6 protein-coding genes are annotated in these 12970 nt (G+C 36.7%); all 6 read left to right on the top strand.

What is annotated here, in order from left to right; genetic code table 11:
• Positions 1-53: 53 nt before the first annotated feature.
• Positions 54-836, top strand: coding sequence for a delta-lactam-biosynthetic de-N-acetylase (gene pdaA, locus MKY30_RS14825; RefSeq protein WP_156987190.1), 783 nt, complete (start codon positions 54-56; stop codon positions 834-836).
• A gap of 398 nt (positions 837-1234) precedes the next feature.
• Entirely contained in the window at positions 1235-3379 is a 2145-nt protein-coding gene (locus MKY30_RS14830) for an ATP-dependent Clp protease ATP-binding subunit (protein ID WP_341084485.1), read from the top strand.
• A gap of 445 nt (positions 3380-3824) precedes the next feature.
• A complete protein-coding gene (locus MKY30_RS14835; RefSeq protein WP_341084486.1) occupies positions 3825-4829 on the top strand; it encodes a LytR/AlgR family response regulator transcription factor in 1005 nt (334 codons plus the stop codon).
• Between the two features lie 81 nt (positions 4830-4910).
• Positions 4911-7943 (top strand): hybrid sensor histidine kinase/response regulator, encoded by a 3033-nt coding sequence (locus MKY30_RS14840; protein ID WP_341084487.1) that lies wholly within the window; start codon positions 4911-4913, stop codon positions 7941-7943.
• Positions 7944-8525: 582 nt separating this feature from the next.
• The gene (locus MKY30_RS14845) at positions 8526-11582 is read left to right on the top strand and encodes a hybrid sensor histidine kinase/response regulator (protein WP_341084488.1); all 3057 of its coding nucleotides are present in this window, start codon (positions 8526-8528) and stop codon (positions 11580-11582) included.
• Between the two features lie 271 nt (positions 11583-11853).
• Positions 11854-12852 (top strand): response regulator, encoded by a 999-nt coding sequence (locus MKY30_RS14850; protein WP_341084489.1) that lies wholly within the window; start codon positions 11854-11856, stop codon positions 12850-12852.
• Positions 12853-12970 lie beyond the last annotated feature (118 nt).

Raw genomic sequence — 12970 nt, forward strand, 5'->3', positions numbered from 1 at the left:
TATAAAAGTAGAAGCAAAAGGAAAAGGTAAGAGAAAAACTGGGTGGGATTTGAATGAAACAACTAATCGCTTTCCTGTTATCACTTGCCTTTTTCTTTTGTGCTTTCACATGGAACACAGCTTTTGCGTATGGATGGGGCTACCAGAAAAATAATAATCATACGCCTCCGGAGATAGGGTCATATCAGGAAGTATTGGATAAATATAATGCGTTCTATCTGGATGACAGCGGGGAGAAAAACCTTTATCTCACCTTTGACAATGGCTACGAGCAGGGCTTTACCTCTGACATATTAGATGTATTAAAAAAAGAAGAAGTTCCAGCAACTTTTTTTGTAACAGGACATTATGTAGAAAGTGAGCCTGATTTAGTCAAAAGGATGGTGGAGGAAGGGCATATTATTGGAAATCACTCCTACCATCATCCAGACTTTACAATTATGAATAAGGAAGCCATTGAAAAAGAACTGACAGATTTAGAACAGGCAGTTGCCGAGATAAGTGATCAAGATGAATTAATATTTGTCAGACCTCCACGGGGGACATTCAGTTCAGATACATTGAAATGGTCAACAGAACTCGGACTTGTTCATGTGTTTTGGTCACTGGCTTTTAAGGATTGGGAAACAAACGCACAAAAAGGTGCAGATTATGCCTATGACGAGATTATGAAACAGATTCATCCCGGAGCAATTATTTTACTGCATGCTGTCTCCAGTGATAATGCAGCTGCCCTGGAAAAAGTAATTCAGGATTTAAAAGAAGAAGGGTATCAATTTAAAAACTTAGATGATTTATGGATGCGTAATCAATTGCCAAAGCAGTTTCCTTATTAAAGTAAACTGTCCTTTTATAGAAGAAAACGTAGTTATTCAGAAGAGTATATTCTGATAAAACGTTACGCTTCTAAAAGGACAGTTTTTTTGATATACTGCAAAAACAAATTCTCCTTATGAAAAAAGAAAGTCATTCTTTTCATAAGAAATTTGTATTTTTGAACCTCTTTGATCAGAAATCTGATAAACAGATAACTTGCTAAATCTCTTATGTAATAAGGCGTTGGCCTATATTCAATCTATCATAAATACAAAAGGTCAAAAAAAAATAAAAAAATTTGACTAAAACACTTGAAAGTCAAAGAAGGTCAGAGTATAATGTAATTATAGTCAAAGATAGTCAAAGTCAAAATAACGAATAAATAAGCTATCTGACTAATTTAAAGGAGGAATGAGAAATGAAATGTCAAAACTGTGGACAAAATGAGGCAACGATTAATGCACAAATGCAAATGAATGGACAACGTATGGAAGTGCATCTTTGCCATGAGTGTTTACAAGAAATACAAGGAAATATGATGAACAGTGACTTTTTCTCTAATTCTCCATTTGGCAATATGGATCAATCATTTGCCAACAACTTTTTCCAAGGTAATCAACAAAGTGGTGCAAGTGCACGCACTAGAACGAAACAAAAATCAAACAATGGAAATGGCTTAATTGATCAGTTAGCAAAAAATATTACTGATCAAGCGCGAGCAGGGAAGATTGATCCTGTCATTGGTAGAGATAAAGAAATTAAACGAGTTATTGAAACATTGAATAGAAGAAATAAAAACAACCCGGTATTAATCGGTGAACCAGGTGTTGGTAAAACCGCAATTGCAGAAGGACTGGCAGTAAATATTGTCGAAGGTAATGTACCTGCTAAATTAATGAACAAAGAAATTTATCTGCTGGATGTAGCTTCTTTAGTTGCAAACACTGGTATCCGAGGTCAATTTGAAGAGCGGATGAATAAACTGATTGCTGAATTACAGGAGCGTAATGATGTAATTGTATTTATTGATGAAATTCACCTTCTTGTCGGCGCGGGGACAGCAGAAAGCTCACAAATGGATGCGGGCAACATCTTGAAACCGGCTCTTGCACGTGGTGATTTGCAGGTAATTGGTGCAACAACATTAAAAGAATATCGTCAAATTGAAAAAGACGCAGCGTTAGAACGACGCTTACAACCTATTATCGTGAAGGAACCATCATTAGAAGATGCAGTAAAAATCTTGAAGGGAATTAAAGACCGTTATGAAAAATTCCATGAAGTACGTTATTCTGATGAAGTAGTCGAAGCATTTGTCGGTTTATCCAACCGCTATATTCAGGACCGCTTTTTACCAGATAAAGCAATTGACTTGATGGATGAGGTTGGTTCCAGATTGAATCTGGCAAACGCACAAAAAGATTCTGATTCATTACAGCAACGCTTAGATGAAGTTGTGAAACAAAAACAGGAAGCAGCAGAAAAAGAGGACTATGAGCGCGCTGCAAATCTCCGTTATCAGGAAATTCAATTACAAAAGCAATTGGATAAAGTAGAAGACGGAGAAAAAACAATGGATGTGGATATTTCTGATATTCAATTGATTGTAGAAGAAAAAACGGGTATACCAGTAACTAAAATGCAAAAAGATGAAAAAGAAAAAATGAAAAATCTGGCTGATGATCTTCGTGCCAAAGTAATCGGACAGGAAGAAGCTGTAGCAAAAGTTGCTAAATCAATTCGCCGAAGCCGTGCCGGATTAAAAGCAAAAGAACGTCCAATCGGTTCTTTCTTATTTGTCGGCCCTACTGGTGTCGGAAAAACAGAATTAACGAAGGTACTGGCAGAAGAATTGTTCGGCACAAGAGATGCCTTGGTCCGTCTGGATATGAGTGAGTATATGGAAAAACACGCAGTGTCTAAAATTATCGGTTCACCACCAGGATATGTAGGACATGAGGAAGCTGGACAGCTGACTGAACGCATCCGCAGAAGCCCATACTCTATTCTATTACTGGATGAAATTGAAAAAGCACATCCAGATGTGCAGAATATGTTCTTACAAATTATGGAGGACGGTCATTTAACAGATTCTCATGGCAGAAGAGTAAGCTTTAAGGATACAGTCATTATTATGACAAGTAATGCCGGAACTGGTGAAAAACAAGTGAATGTCGGCTTTAACAGCAAAACACATGAATCAGTTTCCACATTAGAAAATCTAAGTAACTATTTCAAACCAGAGTTTCTGAACCGTTTCGATGCTATTGTAAACTTTAATGAATTAAAAGAAGAAGATCTATTACAAATTGTTGACCTTATGCTGCATGATTTAGAAGCAACTATGAAGGAAAACCAAATCAGCATCACTATCTCTGACGAAGCTAAGCAGCGTCTTGTTAAATTAGGATACGATCCACGCTTTGGTGCACGTCCATTACGCCGTGTTATCCAGGATAAAGTAGAAGATCAATTAACTGATTTAATTCTCGAAGGGGAAGATGTAAAAGCAGTTCATGTGGATGTAAATGAAGAAGAAATTGTTGTTTCAAATGCATCTTAATAAAAAGTTAGAATAATTGCGTAAGGCATATTAAATAAAGGGATATACAAGGATCAGCTGACCCAATTAGTGGGTTAGCTGGTCTTTTTTTGTTAACAGGAAAGTTATAATAAAACTATGGTTTTAAAGGAACTGCGACTTAGCTCCCCCAAGTGTTCTTGTTCTGTATAAAGTGGCGGCTACGGATTTTTAGAGTATCTTCCGTAAATTAACAATAACAATAATTTTAAAAACGAAGGTTTTCTGAGTCGATATATGGTATAAAAAAATTAGATGTAATTTTTGTACAGGAATTATGATAAGGAGTTTTGAAAACCGATGCTTCATTCTGTATAGAATTTGTATAGAAAATTGTCGATTAAAGCTCTCATTATTATCATGTATGATATGTTTATATACTTTGTTTCTCAATGAAATTACAAACCTATTTTTAGGAGGCTATAAATTGAATATTTGTATCATCGATGATGAGCATTTAGCTTTAGAATACTTGGATTTTCTTTTTAATAAAATAGAAGGAGTACAGGTTACAGGCAAATATAACAGCCCTGGGGATCTAATAGATCATGTTCAAAGGGAAAGCATAGATGCTGTATTTATGGATATACATATGCCTGAGATAAAAGGGATTGATTTAGCGGAAAAACTATTAAACATACAGCCTTCCTTACAGATTGTTTTTGTAACTGCCTATAATGAATATGCAGTCAAAGCTTTTGAATTAAATGCATTGGATTATATTTTAAAGCCGGTTCAAAAAGTACGGTTAGAGATAACGATACAGAGGATAAAAGAAAGTAATTATATAAAATTAAATACAGCATTGGAATCAGATTCAGATAAAGCAAATTATAGAATTAAGAATTTAGGAGCTCTTCGCTTTTATAAGGAAAATAATCCAATCGAAGTAAAATGGAGGACATCCAAAGCGAAGGAGCTGTTTGCTTATTTTGTACAGAATCATGAAAATACAATTCGAAAAGGTGAATTAACAGATTTAATGTGGAGTAATCTTCCTTGGGAGAAGGCTCATTCACAGTTGTACTCCACTGTTTACCAAATTAGAAAGGTAACACAGCAAATTGGAATGCCGATTAAAATATCCAGTCAGGACGAATTCTATCATATAACTATAGAAGGTGTAGAAATTCAATCAGTTAAGTGGAAGCGTGCAGCATTGGATGTATTGAGAGATAACAATGTATCTGCAGCTGCATATTTTAAACTGTTAGAAGCATACCAGGGGAATTATTTGGAGGAAATTGAAGCAGCATGGGTTCTTAAAGAAAGACACAGTCTGAGAAAAATATGGCTGGGATTAATAGAAAATCTGGTTAAACATATCATTTATTACGAGAATCCTTCATCATATAATGCTTCCAAATTAAGTGCGCTTGTCAGCTCTGATGAGGAGGCTGTAATGTTATTGAATAAAAAATTACAACATTAGCAAAAGATTTTATCTCCAAGGACACCTCTATGTCGGCTGTGACATAGAGGTTGAAAATTGTATGTGGAAGAGTTGATAGGAATGAGAAAAAATTATATTCGACTGGGAGTTATTCTGCTCCTTTTTATTATTTGTTTATCTACTTTCCGCATGATTTGGATGGGGTTTTTTCAAAATGAGATTCAACCTGATATTCAAAATGGTGTTCTGGATATACAATCATGGGATCTGGGGGACAAAGAAACACTTGTTTTGGACGGGGAGTGGAAGTTCTATCCTTCTCAGTTTATTATGGAAGAAGTAAGCAGGGCAGGCAGTGAATCGGAAATTTTAGATGTGCCTGAAGGCTGGAATGATATCTTAAATTCTTCTTTTGGCTATGGTACCTATCGGTTACAAATCAAGGTTAACCCTGATATAGATCAGAATTATGGTTTATACATACCAAGTATTCGCAGTTCATCAGAAGTCTATGTTAATGGACGAAAGCTGTCTTCCTCTGGTGAGATAGCTTCAGATGAAGAGCAATATACAGCTAAAAATTTACCGCAAAACGTGGTTTTTACAGCAAATGAAGAAGGAAATATTGATATTGTTATACAAGCTGCCAACTATAAAGATATAAGAAGCAGCGGTATCATCCGTTCTGTGAAATTTGGTACGGAGCAGGCAATCTCAAGAGGAACACAGATATCCAGCTATTTTCAAATCAGTATCATTGTTATCTTTTTAATTCATGCAGTGTATACATTTATTTTATATCTGATAGGAAACCGGGATAAGTACCTATTCTATTTTTCCATTTTAATGTTATCGATAATCGTAACTTCTCTTTTAAGTAATGGAGATAAGTTAATTCATCAGTTTTTAAATATATCCTATGATTTTGATTTTCGTCTGGCAAACACCTTGCTCTTGGTGGGCTGTTATGCTTTGCTGCAATGTACGAATCACCTGGAGCTGCCATATTGGAGAAGGATATTTCCTTTTTATAAATGGAGTATATTCGGAATGGTGGGAATAACCTTATTCTTATCTATACCGCAGATCCTGTTCTTATTTCCTGTTTATTATCTGTTTGCTTTTATAGTGATTGTCGTTACATTTTGCTCGATTGCACGGATGTATAGACAAAATCCGGCGACAAATCTGTTCCTTGTCCTTAGTTTTTTTGCGGTTGTGCATCATTATATCTGGGATATAGGATGGAGGGAACAGAGTATCTATCTCACGTTTTATCCATTTGATCTGATTGTTGCAGTGGTTTGCTATATTACTGTCTGGTTCAAAGGTTATTTTCAAATGCATGAGGAGACCAAAGAATTGGCTGATAGTTTACAACGGATGAATCAGGAAAAGGATCAGTTTCTTGCTAATACGTCGCATGAGTTCCGCAATCCTTTGAATAGTATCTTATTACTTTCCAAGGCTGTTATGGACAGAGAAGAAACAGTATTGTCAGAGCGGAGTATAAGTGAGCTCCATACAGTATTGAATGTCGGAAAGAGAATGAATCTGTTATTAACCGATCTGCTGGAGGCAAGAAATTTAAATCGTACGAAACCGCGTTTAAATAAACAGGTAATTTCACTTGAACCAATTGCAACAGGAGTTCTTGACTTGCTACAGCTTTCATCAGATATGAAACAGTTGGAGATGATTAATAAGATTCCAAAGGAATTCCCGGCAGTCTATGCCGATGAAAATCGTGTTACGCAGATTTTATTTAATTTAGTTGGTAATGCCGTTAAATATACCAGTAAAGGCGGGGTAACTATATCCGCTGCGAAGAAAGAAAAGTATGCGGAAATTCATGTGACAGATACAGGTATTGGGATTAGTGGAGAGATGCAAAAGCGGTTATTTCTTCCTTATGAACAGGACAACGCAACAAGCGGCATGCAGGAAGGCGGGTTTGGTCTGGGATTGAGTATCACTAAGCAGCTGGTTGAGCTTCATGGAGGGAGAATTTGGGTCTCCTCGGAAGACGCAGAGAAGACAACCTTTACATTTACGTTGGAATTAGCTTCTCCGCAAGAAGCTGTACAGATGCCGGTGCAGACTGTGCGGACTGCTGGAAAGGGCGAAGAAAAAGTGGAATCCGGATTACCACAATTAAATGACGGCCGGGCCTCAGCAGTATTACTGGTTGATGATAATCCGGCCAGTTTATTAGCATTAAATTCAATTTTATCTGAGGATATGTATGATACTGTACCTGTTTCCAATGCGAATCAAGCACTGGAAGAATTGAAAAAACGGGAATGGGATATTGTTGTTTCAGACATAATGATGCCGGAAATATCGGGCTATAAGCTCACCGGTATGATTCGTGAACGCTATTCGCTGACAGAGCTTCCTGTCCTTTTACTTACCGGCGGGAATGCAGATATACAAGCAGCATTTCTAGCAGGAGCAAATGATTATATTACCAAGCCCGTTGAGCCGGTAGAGCTGAAAGCAAGAATGGATTCGTTAATAACCATGAAGCGGGTGGCAGAGCAGCAATTACAGTTTGAAACAGCATGGCTGCAGGCACAGATACAGCCGCATTTCTTGTTTAATACTCTGAATTCTATTTTGGCGCTGAGTGAATGGGATGTAGAGGAAATGAGAAAGCTGCTCAATGAGCTCAGTAATTTCTTGAGAAGTAAATTCCGGTTCCAGCGGATGAAAGACCTGATTCCGTTAGAAGAGGAATTAAACATTATTCGTTCCTATCTGTACATTGAACAGGTCCGATTCGGAGAAGCACTTCAGGTGAAATGGGAGCTGGAGGATTATCAAGGGATAAGCGTTCCTTTTTTATCGATTCAGCCATTAGTAGAAAATGCTGTACAGCATGGCATTCGAAATAGACAAGGAAAAGGCACAGTAGTAATCCGATTTAAAAAAGATACTGCCCGATCAAAAGCAATCATTACGGTAGAAGATGATGGGGCAGGGATAGAAACAGAAAATATTCCAAACATCCTGCAGGGGAATTCAGGCAGTGAATCAGGAGTCGGTATTCTAAATGTTGAAAAAAGACTGCATCAGCATTATGGAAAAGGATTAATGATTGACAGTTCTCTGAATAAGGGAACGAGCGTATCTTTTGAAATTGATATATAAACAAAACAAGACTTCATTCTGCAGAGGTGATTAAGCCCCGATTAGAATGGAGTTTTATTTTTATATAATCATTGTATGATTTTGAGTTGTATAGAATTTGTACATATTTATTTGGGAATATAGCTGCTTGGAACTGTTAAGATTTGTATAGTTTATTAAAAAAATAAATATATCCCGGAGAGCATATGACCGGCAATGGGTTGATTAATCATGCTCAAATAGAAATGCGGATGCTGTATTTGTAAATATACATTTGCCAAGTGAAAAGAGCATAAATTTTGTGAACAATTGTTGTATATAACCTTTATAAGTTTTGTTACCGCATATGATGAATACATGGTGAATGCGTTTAAACTAAATATAGAAAAATTATATTTGAAATCTTGTAAATAACAGAACGTTTATTGATATCCGTGAACTGGATAAAGAACAATTTATCATAAAACCAAGTATACAATCATCAGCATCAGCCTATAGAATAAAGAGTCTTATGCTTAAGCAGGAGAACTCTATCCAGTTCATTTGCCGTCAAAGAAATTTGAAGGATATATTTAAAATTTGACGTTAGAAGAGATGATATCAATGAGAAATAACTATATGAAGCTGGTGCTGATTTTACTGCTTGTTTTCGTCTGTTTATCAGCTTTTCGATTGATTTGGATGGAAGGTTTTCAAAATAGTACCCCGTTGGATATTCAAAATGGAAAGCTTGATTTAAGGGAGTGGAAAGCGGATGGGGACGAAACCTTGGTATTGGACGGGGAATGGGATTTCTATCCATCCATATTTATAATGGAGGAGAAGGGAGCAGTACTAGCAGATACAGAAACCATTCATGTGCCCGAAGGCTGGAATAATATATTGAATTCACCTATCGGTTACGGAACATACCGATTGCAAGTTCATGTGAATCCAGGTCAAGATAGTCATTATGAATTATATATACCGAGTATCCGCAGTGCCTCTGAAGTCTATGTCAATGGAAATAAACTCTCATCATCGGGAGAAATTGCCACGGAAGAAGAAGCATTTACCGCTGAAAACTCTCCACAAAAAGTCGCGTTTAAAGCAGATGAAAATGGCGTCATTGATATCATTATTCAAGCGGCCAATTTTAAAGATATCAGAAATTTAAATGGTGGCATTATTCGCTCGATTCAATTTGGAACAGAACAAGAGCTTACCAATGAATTGCAATTTTCGATTTACATGCAGATTGCCATGGTTGTTGTCCTGTTGATTCATTCAGGGTATGCTTTCATCTTGTATTTAATTGGAAACAGAAATAAACAGCTATTCTTTTTTTCTTTACTAACTTTTATATATGCTATTCTATTTCTTCTTAGTGGAAAAGATAAATTATTACATTCTTTTTTCTATGCACAGAGTGATTGGTGGAACCAGTTATTTGTAGCATTGATATTAATCGAGTGCTATGTTTTTCTGCAATGTACCAATCATCAAAAGCTTCCTTATTGGAATAAAATATTTCCTTATTTTCAATGGGGAGTATTTGGATTAGCCGGCGTTACGATATTTTTTCCTCTATCTCTGCCACAGCTGATTATGCAGCTGCCACTTTATCTGTTCGCTTGTTGTTCCCTGGTCGGTATTGGTGTTTTTGCAATAATACGGTCGTACAAACAGTCATTGAATACAGATTTCTTTTTAGTATTATCCGTTGCAGCAGCTATTCACCATGTTGTATGGGCTTTAATATGGAGAGGAAGCGGAGTATATATGCCGCATTATCCTTTTGATCTCATTTTTGCAGTGGTGTGCTTTATGATGGTTTGGCTTAAAGGATATTTTCGTACCTACAGGGAAACGAAAGAACTGGCCGAAACGTTACAGCGGATAAACCGGGAGAAAGATCAATTTTTAGCAAATACCTCTCATGAATTCCGCAATCCTTTAAACAGTATGTTATTACTTTCGAAGGGTGTACGCGATAGAGAGGAATCTGCTATAACAGAGCAAAGTATCAATGATTTAAATACGGTATTGAATGTAGGAAAGCGGATGAATCTACTGTTAACGGACTTATTAGAAGAGAGACAGCTGCAGCAGGGCAAGCCCAGACTAAACAAACAGGTTATTATTTTGGAACCGATTGTCACAGGAGTGATGGATTTATTACAATTTTCATTTGACATGAAGAAGGTTCAAATCATCAATCAAATTTCTAAAACATTTCCGGCAGTGTTCGCGGATGAAAATCGAGTGACGCAAATTTTATTTAATTTAGTCAAAAATGCTATAAAGTATACAGATCATGGAACCATTACTATATCGGCAGCTGTAAATGGAAATGTTGCAGAAATTCATGTTACTGATACGGGCGCGGGTATCAGTCCGGAGATGCAGAAGCGATTATTTCTTCCTTATGAGCAAGGAGATGCTCCGGAAGGGATAACACGGGACGGCGGTTTTGGGCTGGGACTAAGTATTACGAAACAACTGGTAGAACTTCATGGCGGGACCATTCAGGTTTCTTCCAAAAAAGGAGAGAAAACAACCTTTACCTTTACGTTAGAATTAGCATCATCCCGGGAAGCTGTTCATCTGCCTGAAGAGAATACACAAACAATCAGGAGGATCGAGGATTCGGAGCAATTGAAAATCCCGTCTTGGAAAAACGAACAAAAACCATCTGTTCTAGCAGTAGATGATGATCCGGCCAGTTTGTTAGCGTTACAAGCTGTACTGCCCGAGGATGCATATAATCTGGTTCTTGTTACCAGTGCCGTCCAAGCTTTGGAGAAGGTGGAAAAAGGAGGGTGGGATATTGTTATTTCCGATATTATGATGCCGGAAATCTCCGGATATAAACTCACCAGAATGATTCGTAAACGGTATTCTCTGACAGAGCTTCCTGTATTGCTGCTTACTGGCGGTAATTCAGATATACAAGCAGCTTTTGCTGCCGGTGCGAATGATTATATAACCAAGCCTGTAGAACCGGCAGAGTTAAAAACCCGGCTGGATTCACTAATCACTCTTAAGAAGGTTGCAGAGCAGCAATTACAATTAGAAACGCTGTGGCTTCAAGCGCAGATACAGCCACATTTCGTGTTTAATACTTTGAATGCTATCAAAGCATTAAGCGAATGGAATCTGGAGGAAATGAGACAGCTCCTGGATGAGCTTGGAAACCTGTTGCGAAGCAAATTTCAGTTCCAGCAAATGAATGCTTTAGTACCTTTAGAAGAGGAATTAAATATCGTCCAATCCTATCTGTATATTGAGCAGGTCCGTTTTGGAGAAGCCCTTCAGGTGAAATGGGAGCTGGAGGATTATCAAGAGATAAATATTCCATTTTTATCGATTCAGCCATTGGTGGAAAATGCTGTACATCATGGTATCCGAAAGGGAGATGGGAAAGGCTCAGTAGTAATCAGAATAAAAAAAGATTATACCCGTTCCAAAGCATTAATTACAGTAGAAGATGATGGAGTCGGAATAGAAACAACAGATATTCCGGGCATTTTACAGGGGAAATCTGACAGTAAATCAGGCGTCGGTATTTTAAATGTTGAAAAAAGACTGCATCGGCATTATGGAAAAGGCTTAACGATTAACAGTTCACATGGCCGGGGTACAAAGGTTTCTTTTGAAGTGGATTTAGCAGATAATTAAAATATTTATCCAGTGCATGACAAGACAAAAGATGTAACTTCATTTGATGGGAAAAAGATAGTATACCCATCAAGTGGAGTTTTATTTTTATTGGGCCATAATATAGTATTTTCAAGTATTGGAAGAAATAAAGGTAAGTGGAGGCGGGATAATTAGTAAACCAGAAAATTGTATAGAATTTGTTTAGAAAAAGGAAGATAGCTAATATTTATTGTCATGTATGCTTGAATTATACGTGATATATCGTGAAAATAATCAGGAAGGGGATTCTATGCTGCATATTGCTATCATTGACGATGAACATTTGGCATTACAATATTTGTATTTACTGTTGAATAAAATAGAAGGAGTACAGGTGACAGGAAAATATATAGACGCTGGCGACTTAATCCAACATGTACAGGTAACCGATCTAGATGCTGTATTTATCGATATACATATGCCCGTTATAAAAGGAACTGATTTAGCTGAACAATTGTTAGACATTAAACCTTCCTTACATATTGTTTTTGTTACGGCTTATGACAAGTATGCGGTCAAAGCTTTTGAATTAAATGCAGTAGACTATATATTGAAACCCGTAAAGCAGGAACGTTTACCAGTAACCATACAACGGATAAAGGAAAGAAAAGCGGTAGAACAGGAAATTGCGACCTGTAAATCATCGTTTGTTATTAAGGATTTAGGAGTGCTGCAAATTTATCATGGGAATAAATGGATAGAAGTAAAGTGGCGAACGTCTAAAGCGAAAGAATTATTTGCTTATTTTATCCATAATCATCAAAATACGATCCGGAAAAGTGAATTAATTGATTTGTTGTGGAGCAATCTACCTTGGGAAAAAGCAAATGCCCAGCTTTATACTGCCATATATCAGATCAGGAAGGTTATCCGGCAAATAGATGCTCCTATTAAAATCGTCAGCCAGAAAGAATTTTATCAAATAGATATGGGGGATGGCATACAGATTCAATCTCATGAATTTAAGCTCGATGCCCAATATTTATTAAAAGAAAATAAAGTAGATGTTGAACAATACTTTGCAGTGCTGGAAGTGTATGGAGGAGAGTATTTAGCTGAATTGAATTATTCATGGGCTGCTGCAGAGAGGAAAATGCTGAAAGATTTATGGGTTAAATTAATTAACAAATTTTCAGAGCATTTACACCTCCACGAAGAACCAGCATCCTATAATATTTCAAAAATGAAGGATTTAACAGGTTTTGATATAAAAGCAACAGATATTTTAAAAGAAAAATCCAGGGTTTAAAGAGGATGTTCAAGTCGGGTGGCGAACGGAATTTTAAATTATATATATCGAGAAATTCATGAAAATTCATTTTATAAAGCAGAAACAATGCTTTTATAAAATGAATTTTTTTGCTGAC

Origin of the sequence: Oceanobacillus sp. FSL W8-0428, from assembly GCF_038004405.1 — a bacterium.
Lineage (GTDB): Bacteria > Bacillota > Bacilli > Bacillales > Amphibacillaceae > Oceanobacillus > Oceanobacillus sojae.

Coding starts and splice junctions, on each gene's coding strand:
- pdaA (WP_156987190.1), top strand. CDS start 54: ATGAAACAACTAATCGCTTTCCTGTTATCACTTGCCTTTTTCTTTTGT.
- MKY30_RS14830 (WP_341084485.1), top strand. CDS start 1,235: ATGAAATGTCAAAACTGTGGACAAAATGAGGCAACGATTAATGCACAA.
- MKY30_RS14840 (WP_341084487.1), top strand. CDS start 4,911: ATGAGAAAAAATTATATTCGACTGGGAGTTATTCTGCTCCTTTTTATT.
- MKY30_RS14845 (WP_341084488.1), top strand. CDS start 8,526: ATGAGAAATAACTATATGAAGCTGGTGCTGATTTTACTGCTTGTTTTC.
- MKY30_RS14850 (WP_341084489.1), top strand. CDS start 11,854: ATGCTGCATATTGCTATCATTGACGATGAACATTTGGCATTACAATAT.